This is a genomic window from Ruania halotolerans (assembly GCF_021049285.1).
GTDB lineage: Bacteria > Actinomycetota > Actinomycetes > Actinomycetales > Beutenbergiaceae > Ruania > Ruania halotolerans.
This window is the reverse complement of the sequence record NZ_CP088017.1, coordinates 1299895-1324670: the sequence shown is the minus strand read 5'-3', so window position 1 is coordinate 1324670 and position 24776 is coordinate 1299895. Positions and strand designations below refer to the sequence as shown.

The window sequence follows — 24776 nt, the reverse complement described above, 5'->3', positions numbered from 1 at the left end:
CTCAGATCGACCGCGAGTCAGCGAGCTGACGGCGCAGGTAGATGATCGAGGCCAGCACGGTCACCACGGTGAGGAATAGGGCGACGGCGGCGCCGAGACCGTAGGCGTTGTTCACGAAGGTCTCCTTGAACATGGTCAGCGCGAGGGTCTCCGAGACCCTGCCCGGACCACCTTTCGTCATGCCCCAAATGACGTCGAAGGTCTTCAAGCTGCCGACGATCGCCAGGCCCACCACCACCGTGGTCAACGGCGCGAGCATCGGCCAGGTCATCGTGCGGAACAGCGTGAATCCGCTCGCACCGTCCACGCGGGCCGCCTCGATCGGCTCCTTCGGGATGGACTGCAATCCGATCCCGAACAGCAGCGCGTTCACACCGGCCCCCTGCCAGGTGGCGGCTCCGATCATCACGAAGGTGTTCAGCGGATCATCGAGCAACCAACGCAGTTCCGAACCCGGCAGCCCGAGGAATGCCAGTGCCTGACTGAGGGCTCCGTTGGTCTGCAGGACGAACGACCAGATGACTCCGACCGCGACTCCGGAGACCGCGTACGGAATGAGGAACGGAAGCCGGAACACGGTGGCGTTCGGCATCCCGTGGCTGAGCGTGGCGATGAGCAGGCCCAGGCCCACGGGAAGCGCGATCGTGCCGACCACCCAGAAGAGGGTGTTCCTGATCGAGGTGAGGAACTCGGGATCGGCGAACATCTCCCGGTAGTTCTCCAGACCCACCCAGACCGGGTCACCGAGACCGTTGTACTCGGTGAAGCTGATCCAGGTGGTCCAGATGAACGGCAGGTAGAGGACCACGGCCACCAGCAGCACGGCCGGTGCCACGAAGCCGGCACTGGAAAGCCAGTACTGGTTCCGGGTCGGCCGTGCCGCCGGGAGCAGATCGGCCTGCCGGGGAGTGGGGAGTGTCACTGCTCGTCCCAGTAGGCATCTGCCTCGGCCTGGATCGCCTCCAAGTGCCCCATCGGGTCGTCATTGTTGGTGACAAAGGCACCGAACTCCTCGGCTGCGACCGTGTAGATGGGGACGGGCGTGGCCTCGAGGTACCGGGTGTGGATCGAGTTGCCCTCGCCGGAGACCTCGGCAGTGATCTCCGCGAGTGCCGGATCGGCGACCGTCGCGTCGGGGTTGAAGGAGAGGTCACCGCGGGACTCGGCCCAGGCGGACTGGGCCTCGTCCCCCATCCACCAGGCGCTGTACTCCAGAGCAGCGTCCTCGTTGGCGCTGCCCGCTCCCACACACAGTGGTCCCGTCTCGACGACGACCTGGCGCTCCTCGAGCTCTGGGTTGACGTTCGGCATCGGGAAGATCCCGTAGTCCTCGTTGGAGACCATGTCGATGTCGCCGAGCTGGCCGGTCAAGAAGGTCCCGAAGTACATCATCGCCACCTCACCGGTCTGCAGCTGGGTCTGCGGATCGGTCGTCACGCCCGGATCCACGAAGTACCCGTCCGATTGCATGTCGTGCCAGATGGTCATGGCCTCCACCACGCTCGGGTCCGTGTAGCTCGTGGAACCGTCCGCGAGGCCGTCATAGGCCTGGGGGTCGAGGCCGAGCAGGATCGCCTGGAACCACACGAACTCGAAGATGATGTTCATCTGGTGGAACGGGACCACACCGTTATCCACCAGGACCTGAGCGTTGCCCATCAGCTGGTCCCAGGTGGTCGGCACCTCGAGGTCGTACTCGGCGTAGATGTCCTTGTTGTAGTACATCACCCAGTAGACGTGGTTCAGGGGCACGCAGTACTGCTCACCGTCGAAGGTGTAGTCGGCGGCGAGGCCTTCCTCGACGTCGCCGTCCGCGATCGCCTGTTCCCAGATCTCGGTCGTCGGGGCGACCATGCCGGCCTCCACGATCTCGCCGAGAGAGGGCCCGGTCTGCCAGGTGAATAGATCGGGCTTCTCGTTCGTGCGGAAGGCCTGCTTGACGAAGGCGTCATACGCCGCCTGATCGGAGTACCCGGTGAAGTCCAACGTGAACCCGTCGTCCTCGGAGGCCGTGTTCATATCGTCGAATGACGGTTCCCACGCGGCCTTGTTGGTGAAGAAGCCGATCGTGGTGCTCTCACTGTCTCCACCTGCACTGCCGCCGTCGCCGGAGCAGGCAGTGAGAGCGAGGGCAGCTCCGGTCAACGCCGCAGTGGCGAGGGCAAGCTTGGTTCTCATCGGGACACCTCTTCGTGTTGAAGGAACAGTTCCGGCCCGGCGGGAGTCCGCCGGTCGGGTGAGTACAGCTGCTGGGGCTCAGCGGCGCCGGGCCCGGATCACTTCGACCACGTGGTCGAGGTGGGCAAATGCGGCGTCTCGCGCCGCCAGGGGGTCGCCGCGGCGCACGCACTCGGCGATGTGTGCGTGCTCGGCATAGTCGTCGTCAGCGTCACCGTGCAGACGGAGAATCTCTCGTTGATCCTCGGCGTGGATGAGCACGATCGAATCGAGGATCTCCACCAGCACGCCATTTCCGCCGGCCGCCGCCACGGCGCGGTGGAAGTCAATGTTGGTCAGCCAGAGTTCCTCATCGCCGGAGACGATCTGATCCTTCGCGCGGCTCAGGGTCTGATCCATCACGGCGATCCCGGCAGGGTCGCGCACCTGCGCGGCCAACATGGCCAGCGAAGGCTCGATCTGCCGACGTGCCTCGAGGAGTTCAACAAGCTGGTCAGCATCCGGACGGGACTGCACCGGATTGGCGAGTACCCGCCGTCCGGCATTGGCGCCCACATAGATACCCGACCCGTGCCGGAAGTCCACCACCCCGAGGCCTTCGAGGCGGCGCAACGCCTCGCGCATCGTCGGGACGGCGACGTCGAAGCGAGCGGCGAGCGCCTTCAGTGACTCCAGTGCATCGCCGGTGCGCAGTCCCTCCTGTTCGAGCAGTGCGACCACGGCCTGAGCGAGGTCACCGGAGAGGTTGCGTCGCAACGACGGAACGGAAGACATAGAGTGATCTAATCACTTGATCTCATCGGGTGCAAGCCCGTGTCGAGCCACCACTCCCACCGCCGACTTGTCGCGACAGGCGAAGCGCTGCCGGATCACGTCCGCGAGTCGCGCCACGGCGGCGGAATGGGACTCAGCCGATGTCGATCTCGAGCTCGACGAAGCGAGGCCGGTAGATGGTGACGTCGTCGTACAAGTCGGCGGAATCGAAGCTGTTCACGTTGTAGGTCAGCACCGTCGTCATCCCGCTCTCAGTCACCTCCCGCAACTCAGGATGCTCATGCGCGTTGTACGCGAAGATGTTCGGGTTCCCGTAACTCCCACCGGCGCCAACCTCGGGCATCTCATAGACGGTGCCGACCGGATGGAATGGACCGGTCGGGGAGCACGCCACGTACGCCTCGATGTTGCGACTGAAGATCTCGTGAGTGTCCTGGGTGATCAACAGGTAGCCGTCGGCGAGTGCGGAGACGCTGTACTCGTTCGCCACTCCATCCATCAGCCGGGTAGTGCGCGTCTCATCCCAGCTCCACCTGTTCCCGGTCCAGAACTGCCAGCGCGCCGTGAGATCGGTACCCCGCACCCGGGCGACGTGCATGAACTTCTCTGCACCGCCGTCTTCGACGCCGTAGATGTAGGTGTACTTTCCGGCCGGTTCGATCCAGCTCGCCCATTGAACTCCGGACTCTGAGGGAAGGTCGGTCAGCGCGAGCAACTCGAGAGTGTCGGCATCGAACCGGGCCAGGTGGTTACTCTCCCACCCGAAGTCGAATGCTCCTCCGCCGCCGTACCAGAACTGCAGCGCCGTGAGTTGGACGGTTCCGTCCGAGGCCTGGACCCCATCGCCCACCCAGTACCAGCCACCGTCTTCGGGAGGTTCGATCAGCGAGGCGGGCTCGGCGGGCGTGCCACCGGTGACCGTATTCAGGCCATCCGTGTCCTGCACAACGAAGCTGTTGTTGAGGAAGGGCGTCTCCAACGGGCGAGTGCCGTCAGAGTTCACTGGACCCAAGAAGGTGTCCGAGAAGACCCACACATTGCGGCCGTCCTGCAGCGGTATCGAGAAGGTGGAATCTCCACCGGTCCAGCCTTGACCGCTATCGCCGTAGGCACCGAATTGTGCGGTCAGGTCCTCGTGCTCCTGTGCAGTTGTGGAGATCTCTGCATCGAGCAGATCACACCGGGATGAGGGCCGGTCGTTGCCCGCCATGGACGGGGCGGCGCTGAGCAGAACCAGCGCAGTTGCGCCGGCGGTCGCGCTTGCAAGGACGCGGGAGGGTCTCATTGTGGCTCCTTCGCCAGTCGGAGAGGTTCCGAGATGAATGATCAAGTCATCACATCACTTGATGAGTGGATGCACAACCCCCGCACACCGCCCCTCGCTTCCCCGGCGACCAGCCCGCCGTTGCCTCGGAGGAAGGTTCGAGCGTCGGAGTCACCTGGCAGGTCCCTCCGGCGCCGGAACGTGCCTCGGTCCGCGGGTCCTCCTCTCGGCCGTGTCTGCAGCCTCTCGACGGCCCGGCGCGATACGTTGCGGCCATGGCCTCCTCCGCTGACTCGCCGCGCTACGACGACGACCTGAGGCTGGCGCATGTGATCGCCGATCAGGTGGACGCGCAGACGATGTCTCGTTTCAAGGCGCTCGACCTCACCGTGGAGACCAAGCCAGACACCACTCCGGTCACCGACGCCGACCGCACGGCCGAGGAGATCGTCCGCTCGCAGCTCGCACGCACACGCCCACGGGATGCCGTTCTCGGCGAGGAGTTCGGCACCACGGGGCACGGCCCGCGTCAATGGGTGATCGATCCGATCGATGGCACCAAGAACTTCGTCCGGGGCGTGCCTGTATGGGCGTCGTTGATTTCGCTGATCGCCGATGGTCACCCGGTGCTGGGCGTGGTGAGCGCTCCGGCGCTGAGCCGCCGGTGGTGGGCCGCCATCGGTTCAGGCGCCTGGACAGGTCGCTCCCTCTCAGCAGCCAGCCGAATCCAGGTGTCCGGAGTGCGCGACATCACCGACGCGTCCTTGTCGTACTCCAGCTTGGCCGGCTGGGAGGAGCGCGACCTGCGCGACGAATTCCTGATGCTCGAGGCGAGTGTGTGGCGTAGCCGCGCCTACGGCGATTTCTGGAGCTACATGCTCGTGGCCGAGGGCGCCGTGGACGTGGCCTGCGAGCCCGAACTCGAGCTCTACGATATGGCCGCGCTGGTGCCGATCGTCACTGAAGCCGGCGGGCGGTTCACCTCGCTGGAGGGTGCCGACGGCCCGTTCGGCGGGAGCGCCGTGGCCACCAACGGGCACCTGCATGAGACTGTCCTGACCCAGCTCAGCCGACACTGACACCGTCGGCCGGGGCACACCCCCGCCCGTGACGCCCGCGTGGCGCCGTCAGACCTCAGCGAGCAGCACCTCACGCTCACTGACGTCGTACCAGAGCAGATCTTCCGCACCGATCTCGGCCACGGCCTGTTCATCACCGCTGAGCGCACGGGCCACCAGGGCGAGTGTGTGGGCGTCTGCGGCATCAACATGGAAACTCACCACATCGGCGAACGGCACCTCGGGTACGTGCACACGGGCCAGCTCCGCGCCTGCCTCGCGGCCTGCAGCATCACGTACGGCAGAATCCGGCACATCGGCCGCCACCACAAGCCGCCGCATCGCATCGCTCTCGGTGAGGTTCGCCAGTGAATCCTCCGCAGCAAGTATCAGGGCCGCGTACTCGGCCATCTCCTCGTCGGCGTCGGCACCGAGGGCCGTCCGTAGCGCCGCCGTCACCGCACGGCCGGTGCGGGCGGGCAGGCCGCTGGGCTCGGCCAGTTCAGCCACCGTGGCGGGGAGATAGACGCGCATCCACTCAGTCTGCCAGAGGCGCCGCCGGGCAGGAGTCGCCGTTGGCAGGACCGGTCGCCCTCAACCGCTCCGGCGCCGGCCGCGGGGCCGGGCGCGCCACCGCCGGGCCCGACGGCGTCCGGTCGCCTCCGCCTGCTGGCCCGCCTCGGCAAGCAACGTGCGTGCCAGATCTCTGACGGCCAGGCGCGCAGGGGAGAGCGCTCCAGCCGCTCGCCAGGTCATTCCCGTGAGCACAGCGCGGTCGGCGAGTGCGCGATCGTCCGGCACCAGGAGGGGATCGGAGACACCCGCGAATCTGCCCAGGGCTTCACGCACGGACAGATCCGGATGCGGGCCCGCCGCCGAGAGCCGCAACCGGTTCACGATGGTTCGTCGTGATGCGATACCGGGAACGTCCTGCAGATCCAGCAGGGTCTGCACCAGGCGTTGAATCGCGATGGGTTCCGCGGCGCCCACCACGAGCACCTCCTGCGCGGCGGCGAGGAGGGTGTGTGCGACGGCGTTGCGGCCCGGCCCCACGTCGAAGCCCTCATCCTCGGGTACCAAGACGGGCGCCTCAACCACCACCCACGCGGCCTGTCGTCGGGCACGATCGAGCAGGGCATCCACGCTGTCCGGGCCGACTTCGCGCCATCGTGCCGCACGCGCGAGACCGGTGAGTACGCGAAGGCCATCCGGCATGGTCACCAGCAACCGATCCAGTGCGGCATCGTCGAGGCTCCCACGGTCGGCGGCGCGGATGGCGGCGGACAGTCCCGCCGACTCGGCCACCAGGCCCAGCGTCTGTGCGATGGATCCGCCCCACAGGTCGGCGTCGATGAGCATCGTCGGCGCACCGGTGGCGGCCAGCTCGTCGGCCAGGGCAATGGCGAGCGTGGTGCGGCCGGGGGCTCCTGGTGCACCGGTCACCGTGATCACTCGTGGTTCAACCGGCGATCGGCGGGTGGCCGCCGGCAGGGGCGCTGCGGTGCCATCGATCGAACCCGGTTCGTCTGACTCCCCGGGGAACTCCTCCGCTACCGACGTGATCGCCGCACCCTCGGCCACCGCCACCACGGCAGGCATCGGGTCAACGCCTCGCGGAACCGCGATGGCCCCGAGATCGGCGTATCGCTCGCAGTCAGCGCCGTCACACAGCACGACTGTGGCGGCTCCTACCGATCGCAATCGCGCGACCAGGCGCCGGTCCACGACTTCCTCGTCGTCGAGCACGGCAACGGTGCCCAGCCCAGCGACTGCCGCGGCCACCAGTTCGGCGGCATCGGCGCAGCGCCGGACCACCCGGAGGTCGCGATGGCGACCGATCCGGGCGACGAGATCCTCCTCCACAGAGCCGGACAGCGCGAGGAGGACTCCCGTCGTCATGGCGCCCCGCTCCCCGGTACCGGAACCACCGTGATGGCGGAGTCCGCACTCATCGCCGCCAGGACGGCGGGCAACTCGCCGGATGGCACCAGCAGGTGGGCCTGCATGGTGCCGGGACCGGCGAACAACGACGAGTCCTCGTGCACGGCCGCCACCTCCACGCCGCTGACCAGCAGCTCCGGCTCGGTGACCTCGTCCTCGCCTGCAGCCGACCCCAGCGAGTCCGCGCCGGCCGCCACCCAGACATCAACCTGTGAACCGACGCCGATGCTGTCGGCCAGTGCGGTGCCGATCGGCACGGCCACGGTCCGCACGTCGACGTCAGCGGCCGCACCCACCGAGGCGAGCGGAATGATCTCCCCCTCGTGGACCGTCCGCACTATCACTGCGCCCGGCTCCGGCGGGTTGCGCGGAGTCACATAGGTGGCGTCCACCTCCGGCACGCTGACCGAGACGAGCTCCAGATCCTCCACCACGATCGTCTCCCCCGGCGTGAGCACATCCGGTGCCGCGTAGACCTCGACCGTCTGGTTCGCCTGATTCACCACCCAGGATCCGAGCGCAACGGACCCAGCGACCAGCAGCACACCGACTCCCAGGCGCGGATCACGCCAGCTCGGGCGGCGAATGCGTGGTGCCACTGGTGCGGTCATAGTGCTCCCCCTCTGGTCGACGAACTGACCCCATGCTGCCAAACCGCCCGATTCCGTGTGTGCCGAATGGCAGTTGTCCACAGGAGTGGACTCGGTGCGCCGTCCGCTGCCGAATTCAGTGCCAAACTGGGGGCATGGAGCAGCGGTTCCTCTCACTCGCAGATGTCACGGAGATCCTGCAGATCACCATGTCGCAGGCGCGCGCCCTGGTGCGCACCGGCGAGCTTCGCGGTATCCAGATCGGCGGCAAGGGTGTCTGGCGGGTGGAGAACACCGAACTCGAGGCCTACATCGAGCGGATGTACACGCGTACCGCCGAGCGGCTGCAGACCGGCGACCACGGCGAGGACTAGGCAATCCAGGTCACCGCTGGACGTCAGGTGCCGCAACCGCCGCCGACTGTTGCGTCAGTGAGATTCCACGCTCATGAGTCCCGCCCAGGCCACGGTGATCAGCGCCTGCGGCGTGACCAGGTCGCAATGATCGGCGCCCACGCGCGCCAGGCGGCCACGATGGTCGCCCGCGAGAGTACGCACCGCCACCTCTGAGCCAGTCTGCGCCAAGGCCCGCAAGGCGCGGCCCAGTCCCATCCGCAGCTCCACGGCTCCCGGCTCTGGTGCGACTTCACCACCCAGCGGCCAGGCGAGGACGACCGCACTCATCGGGACCAGCACCCGCCGTTCGCCGGCACCGATCAGCAACCACGCGCGGTTCGACTCGAGGATGATGCCGGTGCGGTCGCTCCCGTCACGCACGCGCACGGTGAGCTCGTGCCCGCGGCGTGCGCGACAACGATCCGCCAGCACCGTACTCGCCATCTCGGCGCGCGCCAGTTCGGCGATCTCCGCCTCGTCCTCACTGCGCAATGCCGCGTCGAACTCTGCCTGCAGGTCGGCGAAGACATCGTCCCATCGCATCGAACCAGCGTACGGCTGTCCACAGGTCGGCCACACGCTCGACAACCGCCAACAATCCATGTACATCTATACACATCCAATGTCACGAACCGACACGAACTGAAATCATATGACGCTCATCGACATACAAGTTCGGCATCACACGCGGAGCACCACGACGCCAGGAACCCGGCCGGGCACCGGCTCGCGGCTTGGCCTCGGCCTCCTGACAACAGTGGGTACGAGCGCTCTCGCTGTGCTGATCGGACAGCTCGGACTCGAAGCCGTCCGCAGCATGGAGAACGCGCACCGCACCGGCGGCGCCTCGATCGACGAGGTGACGACCGCGGCCGCCGCGGCCGTGGGCACGCTTGTGGCCGCGTGGTACGCCCTCAGCGCCTCCCTCGGTGTGCTCTGCCTGGCCGTGCGGGCGGTGGGCGGGGCCTGGACGACCGCAGAGCGCATGATCCGGCGCCGAGGAGCTCCAGGAATCGCGCGGCTCGTGGGTATCGGCACCAGTGCCGCACTCGCCGCCGGATTCTTCGCCGCTCCTGCGCACGCCGTCACCACCCCCGCCGGTGCGGGATCGATGGAGATCGCCGCGGCGAGCCAGGATCGGGCGGAGGCACCAGACGATCTCGGCTGGGTCACCGATCCCGAACCTGTTGACGAGCACGGTGCTCAGGAGCGCCCGGAGGCATCCACGTCACCCGAACAGCGATCACCCGCAGGCCGGGAGGTCCCGGGACGCACCACCGATCATCCGGCCGACGCCGAAGCCGACGCCGAAGCCGACGCCGAAGACGAGGACGAGACCGAAACGCCGGCGGAGCAGGACAACACCGAGATGACGTATGAAGTCCTGCCCGGGGACTCCCTGTGGTCGATCGCCGCTGACCATCTGCCGCCGGATCCGTCGTCGGCGCAGATCGCCGCAGCCTGGCCGCGGTGGTACGCGGCAAACGAGGACATGGTCGGTGCCGATCCAGATCTGATCCTGCCTGGCATGCAGCTGCGAGCCCCCGCCACTGATCAGGTCCGCCAATGACACGCGGCGGTGCTCCCCTCAGCGCACAGCACCCACCCACCGGGACGCCACCGAACGAGACGCGGCCAGAGACCGCACAGTCGCAGACAAAGGAGCAATGATGAGCACGCCCGCACTGGACTACACCACCGCCCGAGCCCACCCCCATGCTGCTCCTGCCGTTCCGGAGGATCGCTGGGACCGGCTCCGTTTCGACGCCACCGCCGCCGAGCATCCACCAGGACCTGAGAACGAGGCGCCCGCTCCGCGGCTGGTGTGGTCAAACGGGCGGACCTCGGAACGGCCCGATGCGGCCGAATGGGCCGGCGTGATCGTGCGGGCAAGTGCGGAGGCGCTCCTGGGTATGCGCCCGGTCGCTCAACTGAGCCGGTGGCTCGACCCCACCGTCTGGACGGCGTTGAACCGACGCGCTGCCCTAGGGATCCAGATCGCTGGGCGTCCCCGGCGGCCGCGTGCCGTCGCCATCAAACGAGTGCATTCATGCGAGGTCACCGATGGCATCTGGGAGTGCTCGGTGGTCCTGCACGACGGTGCGCGAGTACGCGCCGCTGCCGTGCGCCTGGAGGCACATCGCGGCAGGTGGCGTACCACCGCCGTACGGATCGGCTGACGGCGGAACTCAGCGCCGCTTCTTGGCCGCCTTCGCCGCACGCCGGCGAGCCTCACGGTTCGCACCCGAGGCCCCTGCAGATCCTGAATCCTCGCCGGATCCACGAGGGGCAGGGCCGCTACCACGCACGGTGGTTCCCCCGTCACCATCCGCACTCGGAGCCGAGTACTGCAATGCGGTTGCCCGTTGCGGGGCACCGAGACCGAGCGGGTCTTCCGCCTCAGCGGCGGGGGCACTGGGCCGCTGCGGCGCAGACTTGCGCCCCGCCCGGCGACCACCCTGGCCCTGACGCGACTGTGCGGCGGCCATACCGGACCCACCACCCGGTGCGGCAGAACCACCCTGGGGTGAGGCTCCGCCGTCAGCAGCCACCGCAGGGAGCGGGCCCGCCTCGGCAGCCGCGCCGTCAGTCTCGTCCGGATCCGCCTTCTTCTTCACCTCAAGGTTGAACAGGTACCCGACCACTTCTTCCTTGATCGACTCGTTCATCGCCTGGAAGAGCTGGTAACCCTCGCGCTGGTACTCCACCAGCGGATCACGCTGGGCCATCGCCCGCAGGCCGATACCCTCCTTGAGGTAGTCCATCTCGTAGAGGTGCTCGCGCCACTTGCGGTCCAGCACGGAGAGCACCACGCGGCGCTCCACCTGGCGCATCACCTCACTGGTGAGCTCCTGTTCCCGGGCCGCATAGGCAACCTTCGCGTCCGAGACGAGTTCAGCGACGAGCCCCTCGGTGCTCAACCGCGTGACGTGCCCGGCCTCCTCGATGACCTCTTCGGGAGTGATCGAGACCGGGTAGATGGTGCGCAGATCCGTCCAGAGCTGCTCCAGGTCCCACTGCTCCGGGTGGGGGTTCGAGGTGGCCTCGGTCACCACACCGGTGATGACATCCTCGACGAACCCAGAGACCTGTTCGTGTAGGTCACCGCCCTTGAGGAGCTCGTGCCGCGTGCTGTAGACCACCTCACGCTGGCGGGAGAGGACATCGTCGTACTTGAGGACGTTCTTGCGAATCTCCTGGTTGCGCCGCTCCACCTGACCTTGGGCGCTTTCGATGCCGCGGCTGACCAGCTTCGACTCGAGTGGCACATCATCAGGAAAGGATGAACCCATGAACCGCTCCGCCATCGCGGAGTTGAACATGCGCATCAGGTCGTCCTCGAGGGAGAGGTAGAACCGGGACTCCCCCGGGTCACCCTGCCGCCCCGACCGGCCGCGCAGCTGGTTGTCGATCCGGCGCGATTCGTGCCGTTCGGTACCGAGGACGTAGAGCCCGCCGAGTTCGGTGACCTCATCGTGCTCTGCCGCCACCGAGGCCTGCGCCTTCTCCAGGGCCGCCGGCCACGCGTCCTCGTACTCCTCAGGCGAATCGCGGGCGTCCAGGCCCTGCTTCGCGAGCGCCTCGATGGCGAGGTGCTCAGCGTTACCGCCGAGCATGATGTCGGTACCGCGACCGGCCATGTTCGTGGCGACCGTGACAGCTCCCTTGCGCCCAGCCATCGCCACGATGGATGCCTCACGGTCGTGCTGCTTCGCGTTCAGCACCTCGTGCGGGACCCGCTTCTTCTTCAGCATCTTCGAGAGCAGCTCAGACTTCTCCACACTCGTGGTTCCCACGAGCACCGGCTGCCCCGCCGCGTGCCGCTCGACGATGTCCTCGACGACCGCCTCGAACTTGGCCAGCTCGGACTTGTACACGAAGTCCGACTGGTCGATCCGGGCCATCGGCCGGTTCGGCGGGATCGGCACCACGCCCACCTCATAGGTGCCCTGGAACTCCGCGGCCTCGGTCATGGCCGTCCCGGTCATCCCGGAAAGGGTGGCGTAGCGGCGGAAGTAGTTCTGCAGGGTGATCGTGGCCAGCGTCTGGTTCTCCGCCTTGATCGTCACCCCTTCCTTCGCCTCGAGTGCCTGGTGCATTCCCTCGTTGAATCGGCGGCCCGGCAAGATACGGCCGGTGTGCTGATCGACGATGAGTAGCTCACCGTTCATCACCACGTAGTCCTTGTCCCGGGAGAACAGTTCCTTGGCCTTGACGGCGTTGTTCAGGAAGCCGATCAGCGGCGTGTTCAGCGACTCGTAGAGGTTGTCGATGCCGAGGTGATCCTCGACCTTCTCGATACCCGGTTCGAGGATGCCGATGGTGCGCTTCTTCTCGTCGACTTCGTAGTCGGTCTCGGCGGACATCGTGCGCACAATCCGTGCGAACTCCACGTACCACTTGTTCACATCGCCCGAGGACGGGCCGGAGATGATCAGCGGAGTGCGGGCCTCGTCGATGAGGATCGAGTCCACCTCGTCCACAATCGCCATGTTGTGCCCGCGCTGGACCAGTTCGCTCGTGGACCAGGCCATATTGTCGCGGAGGAAGTCGAAGCCGAACTCGTTGTTCGTGCCGTAGGTGATGTCCGCGGCGTACATCTCGCGCCGTTCATCAGGCTTCTGCCCGGACAGGATCACCCCCGTGGTCAGCCCGAGGAACCGGAACACGCGCCCCATCAGCTCACTCTGGTACTTGGCGAGGTAATCGTTCACGGTGACGATGTGCACGCCCTTGCCGCTGAGCGCGTTCAGGTACGCGGGCAGCGTGGCCACCAACGTCTTGCCTTCACCGGTCTTCATCTCGGCGATGTTGCCCAGGTGCAGGGCGGCGCCGCCCATGATCTGGACATCGAAGTGCCGCTGGCCGAGCGTGCGGACCGCGGCTTCACGCACCACGGCGAACGCCTCAGGGAGCAACGAGTCGAGGGACTCGCCGTCAGCCACGCGCTCCTTGAAGGCCTCGGTCTCTGCGCGCAACTCCTCGTCGGTGAGATCAGTCACCGAGTCTTCGAGCGCGTTGACCTGGGCGGTGAGGCCCTGCAGCTTCTTGAGGATCTTGCCCTCGCCCATCCGCAGGATCTTGTCGAGGATTGCAGGCACGCACACTCCCGGTCGGGTCAGTCGTCGTGGGGCGCCGAACGACACCGCCAGCTCCCATCGTAAGCGAGAGCATCCGCGCCCGGTGGCGGGTGCGCCACAGGATCGCTGCGAGCGGAAAGGCGGGCATGCCCGACGGCGGCCGGTGCGCCGGGATGTCAGGTCACCGTGGTCCTGGCACCTCACCAGGGCAGCGCCGACGGCGTGGTGTGCGCAGGAGCGGCCGATCAGCCGCCGTCGCGCGCAGTCGCGGCGGATCTCAGTGGCGCGACGACTTCACCCGCGGGCGGCGGGACGGAATGAGGACGCTGAGCTCGCGAGGACCCCTGCGGCGTGAAGTACCGAGGTGACCAGCCGAGCAGACGATGCGCCGACTCGTCCTCGATGGTCGCCGGGTGGGCCAGTGCGATCGCCGCGTACGGACCTCGCCGATGCAGGGCACGGTTGACTGCATCGGCGAGGTCGTCCGGGTGCAGCGCCGGGTACGTCGTGCCATCGGCAAGTTGGAGGGAGCGGGCCGGAGCATCGTCATCAGCTGACGGCGAGCGCCACTGTGGCCAATCTCCGGCCCTGCTGGGGAATGCGAGCCGGAGTGAGGTGACCGTCGTCGGCTCGTCGGCCAGCGCGGCGCACACATTCTCGGCGAGGCGTTTGGTGAGCCCATAAGGCGCGATGGCGTCCGGCGGGGCACTGGCCGGAATGCGTCGGGTGCCGAACTCGCGGAACACCGAGAGCGAACTGATGTGCACGAAGGAGGGCACCGCCTCGCGCACACTGATCGCCAGCGCCTGGGCAACGCTACCGACGTTCACGCGCATTGCTGCGTCGAGCTGCTTCGATCGCGCCTCGGTGTCACCGCGCGGCACGATCGCCGCGAGGTGCACCACCGCCTGCGAGCCACGGATGTGCGCTGCGAGCACGTCATGGTCGGTGGCATCGGCCATCAGGCTGTGCACGCCCGCGATGCTCACCTTTCGGCGATCCAGCACGGTGATGCGGTGATGGTCTCGCATCCGCAACGCCAGTGCGGTTCCGACCACACCCCCTCCACCGATCAACAGGATGCGCATACGTGTCCTTTCCGTTACTCGATCGTCATCGTCGCCGTTTGACAATAACGGTCCCGACCGTAAATATGAAGCCACTGCCGACGGAGCCACACCAGGAGGGCATGACGATGACGACAGCACCTGAGTGCCGCTCGGCGAAGCAGAGCTGGAGCAGCGACTGTCCATCCGTTTGGCCACGTGTCACCAACGATCTCAGCGGCTCGCTGAGATGACCGCCTCGACTCCCCCGATGCGAGGACGCATCGCCCACACCCAGGAGGTTCTGATGAAAACCCATACCACCACCGCGTTCGCGCTCGGTACCGCCGCTGCGCTTGCACTGACAGCGTGTAGTTCCGGCGGCGATGCCGGCACCGGCACGTCCGAGATCACCCTGTGGATGTATCCCGTCATTGGCGACGAGGACGCCAACCGCACCTACTGGGAGGGCTTCGAGGCCGACTTCGAGGCCGAGCACACCGATATCGACCTCACGATCGAGTTGCAGCCTTGGAGTGATCGCGAAGAGAAGATCGGCACGGCGATCGCAGCCGGAACGGGGCCAGATCTCGTACTTCTCGTGCCCGACCTCGCCATGAATTTCTACTCCACCGGCGGCCTCTTGCCTATCGGCGACGCCATCGACGATCCCGCCTCGTACTACGAGGGCGCCCTCGCCGGGGGAACGTTCGACGGTGAGATCTACGGGGTGCCGATCTACCAGACCGCCAACACCACGGCCTACAACGAGGCATTGTTCGACGAAGCAGGCATCGACGAACTGCCCCAGACCTGGGAGGACGTGCTCGCTGCGGCACCTGCGCTCGCCGACAACGGCGTGGCCGTGATGGACTACGCCGGTTCCGCCGAAACCACGCTGAACATGAGCTTCTATCCGCTGCTGTGGCAGGCGGGCGGGACTGTGTTCACCGAGGACGGCAGCGATGTCGCCTTCGATGGTCCCGAGGGAGTCGCCGCTCTGCAGTTCCTGCTCGACCTGCAGGAGGCCGGCGGCCTCCCGGCTGATGCGGCCACGAAGAACAACACGATCGAGGGCGGCCCCCTCGCACTCGGCACGGCGGCCATGTCGTACGCGATGGCGGGAGCCTCGATCGAGCAGATGCAGGCCGCGATCGGCGAGGAGAACGTCGCCGTGGGCGCCCCGCTCACCGGTACCGTCCAAGCCTCATTCGGCACGCCGGGCCTGATCTCGCGGACCACGATCAACGAGGACGAGGATGCAGCGCTCGAGGTGGCACGGGCGCTCGCGGCACCGCAGGCGCAGTCGGAGTTGTACGAGGCATCCGGGTGGTTCCCCTCACGTACTGACGTTGAGATCGCGATCGAGGACGAGCCGACTCAGGCGCTGTTCGATTCGCTGGACGTCTCCAACCCGGGCGAAGCCGTACCGGGGGCACGTCAGGTGATGTCGATCCTGGCCACGCACATCCAGTCCGCGCTGCAAGGGCAGAAAGATGCTCAGCAGGCCATGGATGACGCCGCGGCCGAGGCTCGGGACGCGATCTCTCGCCTGTGACGCACCACGCTGCGGGGCGCACAGTGATGCGCCCCGCAGCCACGACTTGAGAGGGAGACCATGACCGCGACCACTGCTCCACCGCGGCCGACGCGCCGCGCGGGCCGACGGCCGAGCGCCGCCACCCGTAGCGGAATGTGGGCTGGCATCCTGTTCGTCCTGCCCATGCTGGTGCTATTCATCATCTTCCGATTCGTGCCAAGCCTCGGCGCAGTCGGGATGAGCCTGACCGACTATCAGCTCAGCGGGGACTTCTCCGTGGTGTGGTTCGACAACTACGCGCGGATGGCCGGCGACGAGGTCTTCCATGGCGCGCTGATCACGACGCTGGTCTACGCCGCGATCTACGTGCCGCTCGTCGTTGTCGTCTCGATGGCGACGGCCCTGGTGCTGAACCGCCTCGTCTGGGGAACCGGCTTCTTCCGCGGTGCGCTCTTCCTGCCCTATGTGACCTCGTTCGTACTCGCCGGTGTGATCTGGCTGTGGATCTTTGCCACCGACGGCTTGATCAACGGTCTGATCGCCGATGCCGGTATCGATCCGTACCCCTTCCTGACCGGGAATCAGCTTCAGGTCCTCACCTCTCTCGCGGTCGTCTCGGCATGGCGTGGGTTCGGCTATTCGATGCTGATCCTGCTCGCCGGGCTGAAGAACATTCCGGAGGATCTGCTCGAGGCGGCCACTCTCGACGGCGCCAACGCGACGCAGCGGTTCGTCCGCGTCACGTTGCCACTGCTGCGACCCGTGGTCTTCTTCGTGCTCGTGATCGAGACGATCGCGGCATTCCAGGTGTTCGACACCATCTATGTGATGACCGGAGGGGGACCCTCTCGTGCGTCCTATTCGCTCGTCTACGCGCTGTATGACCAAGGCTTCAAGTTCTTCGACTTCGGCTATGCCGCGGCGATCGGCGTGGCGATCTTCCTGATCGTGTTCCTCATCTCCTTGATCCAGCGCGGCTTCCTCGATCGGAGCAACTCATGACCGCCATGCTCACCCGACCGGGAACTGAGGGGCGAAGGGCCTCGGAGCCGACGCTGCGCCGGCGCCGCAGCAGCATCCGACCAGGGACGATCCTGGTCGCCGCCGTGCTCGCTTTCGGCACGGTGGTGCCCTTCCTCGCTGTCTTCATCCTCGCGCTCAGCCCGGAGGGCGCCCGGACCATCCCGTTCCAGCTGCCCCAGGAGTGGACACTGGACAACCTCATCGCGGTGCTCTCGGCACGGAACTTCCTGCGTTGGACGGCGAACACCGCGATCTACTCGATCGTCTCGGTCGTGCTCGTGCTCATCACAGCAGCGATGGCCGGCTACGCGTTCGCGAAGAAGCGATTCCCTGGTCGCGAGATCGTCTTCTGGTCCTTCCTCGCCACGCTCATGGTTCCGACGCAGGCGACGATCATCCCGCTGTTCGTTCTGGTCGCCAAGCTCGAGGGTATCGACACCTTCTGGGGGCTCATCGTTCCCACCCTGGCGAACTCACAGGCGGTGTTCTTGATGCGGCAGTTCATCATGGGGCTGCCCGATGAGTTGTTCGAGGCAGCGAAGATCGACGGTGCGCGCGAGTGGACGATCTTCTGGCGCATCGTCCTGCCACTGACCACGCCGATTCTGGCCACCCTCGGCATCTTCGTCTTCCTCTGGCATTGGAACGACTTCCTGTGGCCGCTGATCATCGCCCAGACCGACGAGATGCGCACCCTCACGGTCGGCCTGGCCAGCCTGAACCAGGAGGCCGTCTCGCAGGCGAGGCTGATGGCGGCCGCCGCGATCACGGTGATCCCATGCCTGCTCGTCTTCGCTGTGTTGCAGCGCTACATCGTCAACAGCGTCGCAGCGAGCGGGATCAAGGGGTGATGTTCACCACGGACATCGATCCGAGGCGGCGGCCGTCAATCCATCGCAGCCCACTCGCACGCGAGTCACAGGTGCAGCGTGTACCGGGTGAGCGGACGCCCGCTTGATCCGAGCGCCTCACGTCCCGTGCGTTCGGCGTATCCCCCGTGCTCCAGGCGTGCCAGCATGCGGCGAGCCGTGCGCTGCTGAACGTTGAGCTCCTCGGCAACCAGGCGGGAGGTCACCGGCTCATCCGGATGTGCCTGAGCCAGCTCGCGCAGGCGCGTCAGCGTCTGCAGGGCTACTCCGACGCGGGTGGCGATCGTGCTCAGTGCAGGTGAATCCTGGGCAATCGCGGTATGGCCGCCGGCGGCGCCGAGAACGAGGTCGACGTCGTTCCGGAATGAGGCGACCGCGGTCGAACCGGGGTAGGTCTCGGCGCGGTTCAGCGCCCGGCGCGCCAGGCGTTCGGCCTCCAAGGCGGTGCGTCCGACTCCGAATCCCGCCGAGGCCGTGATACCGACCTCATCCAACCGCCGCAGCAACGGCGGCTGGGTGAACTGGTAGGACGCGATCGCCAGCGCGCCGCGCGTGGTCACCAGCAGCAGTTCACCGGTATCGGCAGTGGCAACGGTTCCTGCCAGCGCCCTCGCCTGTTGTCGGACCAACGGCGCGGCACCGGCCATGTCGTCGGCAACCAGCAGACCGACGGCGACCTGAGAGTCCTCGTTCACATGGGTGTTCACGGCGAACGACAACCTGGTGACGGCCGTCCGGATCGCATTCTCCGACGGCACCAGTCGGATAATCGAGATGTCGTCGCGGAGCGCGTCATAGACGCTCGACACGCAGGTGATCGCCGTCCACGACGCGTCAGGGTTCTTCCGGTGGAAATCGATCAGCTGCTCCACCCGCTGGTCGACGCGATGGGGCAGAGATCTGGGGCGATCGGAGGGAAGGCCGACAGCGTCAGCGATCTCCCGTAGTTCCGGTGCTCCGACGGTGTCGATCGAGGTACGCGCGATATCCCGCCCTGCCCGGGCCAACTGCACCCATGAGCGCAGGACGGTCTCGCGCGTGTAGTCCACGAACGCCGCGGGCCGGGTGGATGCCCCCTTGGCGTGGACGTAAGGAACGATTCCGGTGAACAGCCACGCGTCCACCGAATCGACATTCGCGCGCACGATGTCGTGCGTCTCGGTCTCGTGAACGTAGGGCAGGCGGATCACGTCGTATCCGGACATGGTGCTGCATGTCTGGGCGACACCGGGGACGATGTCTGCCGGGCCGACCACGCCGATGACCGGTGTCATCTACCCCCCGTTCCTCGCCTGACCAGGTCGGCTTCATCGTGCCATACGCCTCCCGGCGAGAGCGGGGTACCCCACGCCACGCGCCATCCCGTGCCTGGCGGCACACGGCAGGGCGACGGATGTCCGCCGCCCTGCCGGGACCTGCGCGCGCGCTTTTAGTCTCTGTTCAGAGTCTGCGCTGAGGTGATCTCATCCACCGGTGAAATGCTCCACCGACGAGGAGTTCCACGCCTCGTCGATCGCGCGGTACTCCAACTGCGCACCGGGTCGCACCACGATCGGACGGCCGCCGTCGTCGCTCATCCACTCGCCTCCGTCGATCCGGTAATCGATCCGTGGTGCGTCGTCGTGCCCGTCCGAGGCCTCCAGCCACACGGCTGCACCGCGGTGGCGTGCCGTGACCTCGGGGGCCGTCACATCCTCGGGCAGGGCATACCGGACAAGACGGGTGCTCGCCCCGATGACGTACAGATCGCCGTAGCGGTCGCGGGCGAGTTCGTGCACGTGGGTGGTGGAGTCCTCGCGACCGCTGCCTGCACCGTAAAGGCTCGTCACCTCATCGGTGACCTGATCCAGCACGAAGAGCCGGCCCGCCACGGATCCAAACAGTCGGCCGTGGTCGAACAGCAGCCGGTCGTTGTCACCGAACCTGTCGATGGAGGCGTTCGCGTCGATCGTGACCGTGCGCAGCACCTGCTTGGTCTCGAGGTCGAACTCGAACACGGTACGACTGTCCGCGACTCCCCACAGGTGCCCGTCGTCGTCGACGGCGAGCCCCGCGAGCGTGCGCGCCCCCGGAATGGGAGCCGTGGTCCACAGTGTCTCGGTGGTCACCGGATCCCATGCGAACAGGACCGCCTCGTCGGTGATCGGGTCGATTCCGTAACCACCGTCGATGGACGTGCCACCGAGCAGCAGGCCGTCATTCTGGACGAAGCCAACCGGCGTCTGATCTGGCACCACATTGCGGTAGACCGTGTGTGTTCCGGCGTACGGCTGCCACAGGGTGATCGCCCCACCGTGCTCACCTGGCTTCGGAACGGAGGCGACAGCCACGGTGTCGGGTACGGCGGTCAGCTCGATCAACGACTGCGGTCGGCTCACCCCGTTGCCGAGCTCCAGCGGCGGCGTGTCGGGATTGCTCCCGTAGTTCCAGGGCTGTTCCGGATCGTAGAGGTAGACCGAACCCTGCGGGTAGCGGCCGAAGACGACGTTGCCGTCGAAGGTGCCCCACCCTTCCACCTGGCTGGTGCCGTTCAACAGTTCAATGCCCTCTCCATCAGGGTCGTACCTGCCCGATCCGGGTGGGCTGAGGAACGCACCGGCGTAGATGTTGCCGAGGGGGCCGGTGCCGAGGCTGATCAGCGGCGCCCCTGCGCCCTGCACGTCCGGAACGAGGTAGAAGCTCCCGCCGGCATCCAGGTTCCAGCCATAGGTACGCCCCTGATTCCAGTAGGTCAGGGTGAGGAAGTAACCAGAATCGTCACGCTCGATCCAGCTCCATGATTCGGGAGTGGCGTTCGGTGCCTTGCCCGTTCCGGTGATCGCACCGGTGCGGAGGTCGTACCGCTTCACCTCGCTCCCCTGGCGCAGGTAGACCGCGTCCGGATCGGTGGGAGAGATGGGTGAGACGCGGGCATTCGCTCCACTGATCTCGTCGACCCACTCACCGGTCACGAGGTCGCGCACATGCATGCTGGTGGTGCTGACGAACATCAGGTCATCGCGCACATCGAGTGCAGTGATGTTCGTTCCGCTGTGCCCGGCGGGCATCGCGATCTCGGTGAAGTCCCCCGAGGCCCGGTCGAACGCGGCGAGCTTGGCATTCGCTCCGGTACCGACGTAGACCGTGTCCGCAACTGGGGCGATGGCGACGACGTACTGCTCCCCCGCGATCGCCTGGCCGTGATCGGTGACCACACCGGAGGCTGGGTCGAGGGAGTACAGCGCCCCGGTCGGATAGGCACCGAACCACGGCGTCCCCTCCGCGTCGACCGCCATGCCCCACGCTCGCACTCCATCGGGCAGTTCAGCCAGATGCTCCACATCGTCCGCGCCCGGCACATAGCGGTAGATGTGACCCACATCGGAGGTTCCGAAATACACGGTGCCGTCCACTGGCGAGATCGCCAGGGCGCGCTGACTACTGGCACCGTAAGGGATCCGCGTGCGCAACACCGTCTCCTCCGTGCGCAGGTCGACGACGGCGAATTCGGCCGTGACGTTCTGGTTGCCGGAGACCACGTAGTAGCCGTAGGGAACACCGTCAGGCGCAGTGCCGGTAGCCGAGGCGAGGACCTGGGACTTGCGCACCGCCTCGCCGAGGTCGGTGACGGGGTCCGTGGCCGAGGATGCCACCTCAGTGGTGGCCGGCAAGGGCGGGCTCGTGCTCGCCGAAGCCGGTGCACCGACGGCGGCCCCCAGTACCAAGGCAGCTCCTGCCGCCCATGCGATCGCAGCGGATCGTCGTGTTCTCATCGTGCACTCCTTCGTCATCATCGACTGGGTGTCGTGCGACCGCAGCGGGCCCTAAGCACCTTTTCCGGTCGGGACCGAAATTAGCTGACTGGGCGCAGGACTGTCAAAGATCTCGCAGCTGAGGGTCTCGCACAGGCCGACCACGTTCTCACGTACTGCGGCCTGGCGAGGCTTGAGCGGGTGCGTCAGTCAGCGGCGAGTTCCCGCGTGAGCGCGCCGGCAAGGTCGCCCCGGATGTCGTTGGCAGGGCGCACATCGGTCAGATCGAGCCACTCGGCCAGCTCGCGCAGCTCGGCGGCCAGCTCGCGCGCGGTCTCGGCAGGGGCGTCGGGTTCGGAGAACGCCGTCCGCACGACCAATGCGCTCGCGCGACGGTCTGCTTTCACATCCGTGCGGGCCACGAGATCCTGACCGAGGAGAAACGGGAGCACGTAGTAGCCGTAGGTACGTTGCGCAGCCGGGGTGTAGATGCCGATGCGGTAATGCATTCCGAAGAGTTCGAGGAGACGTCGACGCTCGAACACCAGCGGGTCGAACGGGGCAAGCAGCGCCCGCGCCCGGGTGGACCGGGGGCGGCGTGCACCGGTGTGCAGCACCAGCGCACGATCCCAGCCGCGCACCGTGACCTCCTCCAACTCCCCGGCGGCCGTCAAATGGGCGATCGCTTCCTGCGCCTGCGCCACCGGTACGCGGAAATAGTCGGCGAGGCATCGTGCCGTTCCGATCCCGTGCGCCCGGGCAGCCAGCGAGACCAGCTGGCGGATCGCCGTCGTTCGGTCGGGTACTTCGCTAAGCACCGATCGTGGTAACACCCGTTCGGGCAGATCATAGGCGCGTTCGAACTGCGCAGTGCGGTGGGCACTCATCACCCGGCCGCGAGCGAAATGCGATTCAAGCGATTCCTTCGCGATAGTCCAGTTCCACCCCCACGCCACCCGCGGGCCGCTGCGGTGGCCGAGCCGCTCGTGCACCTGCGCGGCAGTGAGCGGGCCGTGGGAGGCGATGATCTCCAAGACCGCGTCCATCGTCTCCGGGTGCTCTCGCCACAGGCGCTCGTCCAGGCGTCTCATCCGTGGCGAGTCCATCCGCCACCGCAGCGCCTGGTAGGTCTCGGGCGAGATGTAGGAGGCCTCATGTGCCCAGTACTCCACCAACCGCCGGGGGCGAGCCGGCGTCCCCCGCGTCGCCCGGTCCAGCAGGGCGGGGTCATAGCTGCCCAGGCGCGCCTGCAGCGGCAACAGATGGGCACGCGCGAGCACGTTCACCGAGTCGATCTGCACCACTCCCAACCGGTCGATGGTGCGCTGCAGATGCGCCATGGTCGGCCGTTGCGGCCGGGGCGTGGATCGGTCGAGCAGCTGCGCGGCCACGGCAATACGGCGCGCCTGGCCGAGGGTGAAGGTGCGGGGCATGCGCCTCACAGTAGGAGATTGCACCGACATCCATCTCCCCCCGGCGGTGACGAGGACGATCAGCCTGTCGGCCGACTACGCGCGCAACGCGCTCCGGCAGACAACGGCGCCGGTCGACCCTCACGATCGACCGGCGCCGCTGAAACGCGTCAGGGGTGGAGCGTCAGGCCGTCGCCTCCGCGTGGGCCACTTCGGTGGCCTCATAGTTCAACCGGATCACACCGTAGGTCCAGCCTCGCCGGTTATAGACGGCACACGGCTGCATCGTCTCCGAATCGATGAACAGGAAGAACGGGTGGCCCACGAGTTCCATCTCCGCGAGCGCCTGGTCCACCGTCATGGGCGCCGTCTCGTGCACCTTCTGGCGGATCACCACAGGTGAATCGCCCAGTTGAGCCTCGACCGCCACCCCGGGCTCACTCGGGGCCTGAGGTGTGAAACCGTCGTCCTGGGTGTCGACCTCGCTCTCCACCGGTTCGAGATCGGGCACGACCGGGGGTGGGGCAGCCTTACGACTGTGGTGGTGGTCTTTTCGCCGATCGCGCGCGCGGCGTAGGCGTTCAAGGAGCTTGGCTGTGGCCAGGTCGAGCGCACCGTACCGGTCCGAGGCAGCTGCCTCCGCTCGCACCACCGGGCCCTTGGCCCGCACCGTGAGTTCGACTCGCTCTGACTTCTCTGCCAGACGCGGGTTGTTCTCGTGGGACACCTCGACGTCGACGCGCTGAGCGTAGGGAGAGAACTGCGGGACCTTGCCCAGCTTCTCCTCGACGTGGCGTCGGAATCGCTCCGACACCTCGGTGTGACGGCTGACCACGACAATCTCCATGGGGACCTCCACAGGTCATTCAGGTGTTCCCCGAGGCCACAACGGCTCCGAGGGACGGGATGGCCACGCCTGCTCGGCGCGGCATGCTACGAGGCAGTATCACCTCCCCTGAACCCGGCTCGGCACCGATTCTCTCGGTGGCGCTGGCCGGGGTGAAGTTCCATGACATGACGCTAGTCCACTGTCGGCCGTTACGACAGGCGAACCGCCGAACCGGTCGCCGGCGCGGGCGGGGTGGCGGCGAGCACCACCGCGCCCACCACCCGTGCGCCGGCCTGTTCGAGGGCTGATCGGGCGGCGTCGAGAGTCGCTCCCGAGGTGACCACGTCGTCGACGAGGAGGCACACGGTGCCAGCCGGGACCGGACCGAGAGCCCGGATCGCGGTCCGGCCCGCCTGGCGTCGCGCGCGGGCCCCCAACGCATGTCCGGACCTGCCTCGCCGTCGGAGCAGATCGGCCACCCACACGGCCCGCCCGGACTCTGCCGCGAGCTCCTGGGCCACTGCGTCAGCGAGCGTCAGGGCAACGAGTCGGCGCCGCAGACGGCGCCGCCATCCGGAGGGAGCCGGGACCACCACGAGGGCAGGTTCGGCGTGGTCGGCGGAATCGGTCCGGTCGTTGCGGGCTGGAACGATCTCCGCGGCCAGACCTCTGACGCCACCACGCGCGAGAGCGGTCAGCTCCGCATCCAGATCCGGGCGCTGCCCCGCCTTCCAGGCAAGAACGACCCGGCGCACCGCACCGGTGTAGGCCGCGAGCGACCAGGTGGGCAGGCCCAGCGCGGGCAGATAGTCATCTGCTGCCAGGAATACCGTGTCCTCCTCACAGCGCTGCGCAGGAGTGGCCAGTACTCTTCGGCAGCTCGGGCACAGCGTCACATCCGGGTGATCACACCCGGCGCACCGGCGCGGGAGCACCAGTGCGAGCAGGTCGGTGACGGCCGTGAACGGTTCCACCCGCCAGGTAGGGCCGCTCCGGCGCCGATCATCAGGGTCCATCACCTCAGCATGGCCCGCCCGCCCGCAGC

General features: G+C 67.0%; 22 protein-coding genes. 7 read left to right on the top strand and 15 right to left on the bottom strand.

Features of this window, described 5'->3' with window-relative positions:
* Position 1 precedes the first annotated feature (1 nt).
* The 4 genes from LQF10_RS05780 to LQF10_RS05765 all read right to left on the bottom strand — a co-directional run bounded on the left by LQF10_RS05780 (position 2) and on the right by LQF10_RS05765 (position 4237).
* On the bottom strand, positions 2-922 hold the full coding sequence (locus tag LQF10_RS05780) for a carbohydrate ABC transporter permease (protein WP_231066534.1): 921 nt from the start codon (positions 920-922) through the stop codon (positions 2-4).
* Entirely contained in the window at positions 919-2178 is a 1260-nt protein-coding gene (locus tag LQF10_RS05775; protein WP_231066533.1) for an ABC transporter substrate-binding protein, read from the bottom strand. The genes LQF10_RS05780 and LQF10_RS05775 overlap by 4 nt, the downstream gene beginning before the upstream one ends.
* A gap of 78 nt (positions 2179-2256) precedes the next feature.
* A complete protein-coding gene (locus LQF10_RS05770) occupies positions 2257-2952 on the bottom strand; it encodes a FadR/GntR family transcriptional regulator (protein WP_231066532.1) in 696 nt (231 codons plus the stop codon).
* 133 nt (positions 2953-3085) lie between these two features.
* A complete protein-coding gene (locus tag LQF10_RS05765; RefSeq protein WP_231066531.1) occupies positions 3086-4237 on the bottom strand; it encodes a DUF5005 domain-containing protein in 1152 nt (383 codons plus the stop codon).
* Positions 4238-4491: 254 nt separating this feature from the next.
* Between LQF10_RS05765 and hisN the strand changes: the two genes are divergently transcribed.
* Entirely contained in the window at positions 4492-5295 is an 804-nt protein-coding gene (hisN, locus tag LQF10_RS05760) for a histidinol-phosphatase (RefSeq protein WP_231066530.1), read from the top strand.
* A gap of 48 nt (positions 5296-5343) precedes the next feature.
* On the opposite strand, the gene LQF10_RS05755 is transcribed toward hisN, so the two are convergent.
* Genes LQF10_RS05755 through LQF10_RS05745 form a run of 3 tightly spaced genes read right to left on the bottom strand, consistent with a single transcriptional unit; the run spans position 5344 to position 7826 of the window.
* Positions 5344-5808 carry a DUF6912 family protein gene (locus LQF10_RS05755; RefSeq protein WP_231066529.1) on the bottom strand — a complete coding sequence of 155 codons (465 nt, stop codon included), beginning with the start codon at positions 5806-5808 and terminating at the stop codon, positions 5344-5346.
* A 60-nt stretch (positions 5809-5868) separates the two neighbouring features.
* Positions 5869-7173: a CpaE/TadZ family protein gene (locus LQF10_RS05750; protein ID WP_231066528.1), complete on the bottom strand. Its 1305-nt coding sequence runs from the start codon at positions 7171-7173 to the stop codon at positions 5869-5871.
* Entirely contained in the window at positions 7170-7826 is a 657-nt protein-coding gene (locus tag LQF10_RS05745) for a hypothetical protein (RefSeq protein ID WP_231066527.1), read from the bottom strand. The genes LQF10_RS05750 and LQF10_RS05745 overlap by 4 nt, the downstream gene beginning before the upstream one ends.
* 134 nt (positions 7827-7960) lie before the next feature.
* On the opposite strand from LQF10_RS05745, the gene LQF10_RS05740 reads away from it, so the two are divergent.
* Positions 7961-8179 carry a helix-turn-helix domain-containing protein gene (locus LQF10_RS05740; protein WP_231066526.1) on the top strand — a complete coding sequence of 73 codons (219 nt, stop codon included), beginning with the start codon at positions 7961-7963 and terminating at the stop codon, positions 8177-8179.
* Positions 8180-8233: 54 nt separating this feature from the next.
* On the opposite strand, the gene LQF10_RS05735 is transcribed toward LQF10_RS05740, so the two are convergent.
* Positions 8234-8743, bottom strand: a complete 510-nt coding sequence (locus LQF10_RS05735) for a hypothetical protein (RefSeq protein ID WP_231066525.1) — start codon at positions 8741-8743, stop codon at positions 8234-8236.
* 214 nt (positions 8744-8957) lie between these two features.
* Between LQF10_RS05735 and LQF10_RS05730 the strand changes: the two genes are divergently transcribed.
* Positions 8958-9770 (top strand): LysM peptidoglycan-binding domain-containing protein, encoded by an 813-nt coding sequence (locus tag LQF10_RS05730; RefSeq protein ID WP_231066524.1) that lies wholly within the window; start codon positions 8958-8960, stop codon positions 9768-9770.
* A 100-nt stretch (positions 9771-9870) separates the two neighbouring features.
* Positions 9871-10380, top strand: coding sequence for an Rv3235 family protein (locus tag LQF10_RS05725; protein ID WP_231066523.1), 510 nt, complete (start codon positions 9871-9873; stop codon positions 10378-10380).
* A 9-nt stretch (positions 10381-10389) separates the two neighbouring features.
* Here LQF10_RS05725 and secA read toward each other — a convergent pair whose 3' ends face one another.
* Positions 10390-13302, bottom strand: coding sequence for a preprotein translocase subunit SecA (secA, locus tag LQF10_RS05720; RefSeq protein WP_231066522.1), 2913 nt, complete (start codon positions 13300-13302; stop codon positions 10390-10392).
* A gap of 224 nt (positions 13303-13526) precedes the next feature.
* Positions 13527-14369, bottom strand: a complete 843-nt coding sequence (locus LQF10_RS05715) for an NAD-dependent epimerase/dehydratase family protein (RefSeq protein WP_231066521.1) — start codon at positions 14367-14369, stop codon at positions 13527-13529.
* A gap of 265 nt (positions 14370-14634) precedes the next feature.
* On the opposite strand from LQF10_RS05715, the gene LQF10_RS05710 reads away from it, so the two are divergent.
* Genes LQF10_RS05710 through LQF10_RS05700 form a run of 3 tightly spaced genes read left to right on the top strand, consistent with a single transcriptional unit; the run spans position 14635 to position 17741 of the window.
* On the top strand, positions 14635-15885 hold the full coding sequence (locus LQF10_RS05710; RefSeq protein ID WP_231066520.1) for an ABC transporter substrate-binding protein: 1251 nt from the start codon (positions 14635-14637) through the stop codon (positions 15883-15885).
* A 60-nt stretch (positions 15886-15945) separates the two neighbouring features.
* Positions 15946-16869, top strand: a complete 924-nt coding sequence (locus LQF10_RS05705) for a carbohydrate ABC transporter permease (RefSeq protein ID WP_231066519.1) — start codon at positions 15946-15948, stop codon at positions 16867-16869.
* On the top strand, positions 16866-17741 hold the full coding sequence (locus tag LQF10_RS05700; RefSeq protein ID WP_231066518.1) for a carbohydrate ABC transporter permease: 876 nt from the start codon (positions 16866-16868) through the stop codon (positions 17739-17741). The genes LQF10_RS05705 and LQF10_RS05700 overlap by 4 nt, the downstream gene beginning before the upstream one ends.
* A gap of 65 nt (positions 17742-17806) precedes the next feature.
* Here LQF10_RS05700 and LQF10_RS05695 read toward each other — a convergent pair whose 3' ends face one another.
* The 5 genes from LQF10_RS05695 to LQF10_RS05675 all read right to left on the bottom strand — a co-directional run bounded on the left by LQF10_RS05695 (position 17807) and on the right by LQF10_RS05675 (position 24747).
* Entirely contained in the window at positions 17807-19033 is a 1227-nt protein-coding gene (locus LQF10_RS05695) for a helix-turn-helix domain-containing protein (protein WP_231066517.1), read from the bottom strand.
* A 189-nt stretch (positions 19034-19222) separates the two neighbouring features.
* Positions 19223-21511: a hypothetical protein gene (locus tag LQF10_RS05690; RefSeq protein WP_231066516.1), complete on the bottom strand. Its 2289-nt coding sequence runs from the start codon at positions 21509-21511 to the stop codon at positions 19223-19225.
* A 185-nt stretch (positions 21512-21696) separates the two neighbouring features.
* Complete coding sequence (locus LQF10_RS05685; RefSeq protein WP_231066515.1) at positions 21697-22923, bottom strand: winged helix-turn-helix domain-containing protein; 1227 nt, start codon at positions 22921-22923, stop codon at positions 21697-21699.
* Positions 22924-23086: 163 nt separating this feature from the next.
* A complete protein-coding gene (hpf, locus tag LQF10_RS05680) occupies positions 23087-23749 on the bottom strand; it encodes a ribosome hibernation-promoting factor, HPF/YfiA family (RefSeq protein ID WP_231066514.1) in 663 nt (220 codons plus the stop codon).
* A gap of 191 nt (positions 23750-23940) precedes the next feature.
* Complete coding sequence (locus tag LQF10_RS05675) at positions 23941-24747, bottom strand: ComF family protein (RefSeq protein WP_231066513.1); 807 nt, start codon at positions 24745-24747, stop codon at positions 23941-23943.
* Positions 24748-24776: the final 29 nt, after the last annotated feature.

Excerpts from the sequence above, each read along its gene's own strand:
- LQF10_RS05770 (WP_231066532.1), bottom strand. The coding sequence starts at position 2,952 with ATGTCTTCCGTTCCGTCGTTGCGACGCAACCTCTCCGGTGACCTCGCT.
- LQF10_RS05725 (WP_231066523.1), top strand. The coding sequence starts at position 9,871 with ATGAGCACGCCCGCACTGGACTACACCACCGCCCGAGCCCACCCCCAT.
- LQF10_RS05675 (WP_231066513.1), bottom strand. The coding sequence starts at position 24,747 with ATGGACCCTGATGATCGGCGCCGGAGCGGCCCTACCTGGCGGGTGGAA.
- LQF10_RS05755 (WP_231066529.1), bottom strand. The coding sequence starts at position 5,808 with ATGCGCGTCTATCTCCCCGCCACGGTGGCTGAACTGGCCGAGCCCAGC.
- hisN (WP_231066530.1), top strand. The coding sequence starts at position 4,492 with ATGGCCTCCTCCGCTGACTCGCCGCGCTACGACGACGACCTGAGGCTG.
- hpf (WP_231066514.1), bottom strand. The coding sequence starts at position 23,749 with ATGGAGATTGTCGTGGTCAGCCGTCACACCGAGGTGTCGGAGCGATTC.
- LQF10_RS05740 (WP_231066526.1), top strand. The coding sequence starts at position 7,961 with ATGGAGCAGCGGTTCCTCTCACTCGCAGATGTCACGGAGATCCTGCAG.
- LQF10_RS05775 (WP_231066533.1), bottom strand. The coding sequence starts at position 2,178 with ATGAGAACCAAGCTTGCCCTCGCCACTGCGGCGTTGACCGGAGCTGCC.
- LQF10_RS05750 (WP_231066528.1), bottom strand. The coding sequence starts at position 7,173 with ATGACGACGGGAGTCCTCCTCGCGCTGTCCGGCTCTGTGGAGGAGGAT.
- LQF10_RS05765 (WP_231066531.1), bottom strand. The coding sequence starts at position 4,237 with ATGAGACCCTCCCGCGTCCTTGCAAGCGCGACCGCCGGCGCAACTGCG.
- LQF10_RS05735 (WP_231066525.1), bottom strand. The coding sequence starts at position 8,743 with ATGCGATGGGACGATGTCTTCGCCGACCTGCAGGCAGAGTTCGACGCG.
- LQF10_RS05710 (WP_231066520.1), top strand. The coding sequence starts at position 14,635 with ATGAAAACCCATACCACCACCGCGTTCGCGCTCGGTACCGCCGCTGCG.
- LQF10_RS05745 (WP_231066527.1), bottom strand. The coding sequence starts at position 7,826 with ATGACCGCACCAGTGGCACCACGCATTCGCCGCCCGAGCTGGCGTGAT.
- LQF10_RS05695 (WP_231066517.1), bottom strand. The coding sequence starts at position 19,033 with ATGACACCGGTCATCGGCGTGGTCGGCCCGGCAGACATCGTCCCCGGT.
- LQF10_RS05700 (WP_231066518.1), top strand. The coding sequence starts at position 16,866 with ATGACCGCCATGCTCACCCGACCGGGAACTGAGGGGCGAAGGGCCTCG.
- LQF10_RS05715 (WP_231066521.1), bottom strand. The coding sequence starts at position 14,369 with ATGCGCATCCTGTTGATCGGTGGAGGGGGTGTGGTCGGAACCGCACTG.
- LQF10_RS05685 (WP_231066515.1), bottom strand. The coding sequence starts at position 22,923 with ATGCCCCGCACCTTCACCCTCGGCCAGGCGCGCCGTATTGCCGTGGCC.
- LQF10_RS05690 (WP_231066516.1), bottom strand. The coding sequence starts at position 21,511 with ATGAGAACACGACGATCCGCTGCGATCGCATGGGCGGCAGGAGCTGCC.
- LQF10_RS05705 (WP_231066519.1), top strand. The coding sequence starts at position 15,946 with ATGACCGCGACCACTGCTCCACCGCGGCCGACGCGCCGCGCGGGCCGA.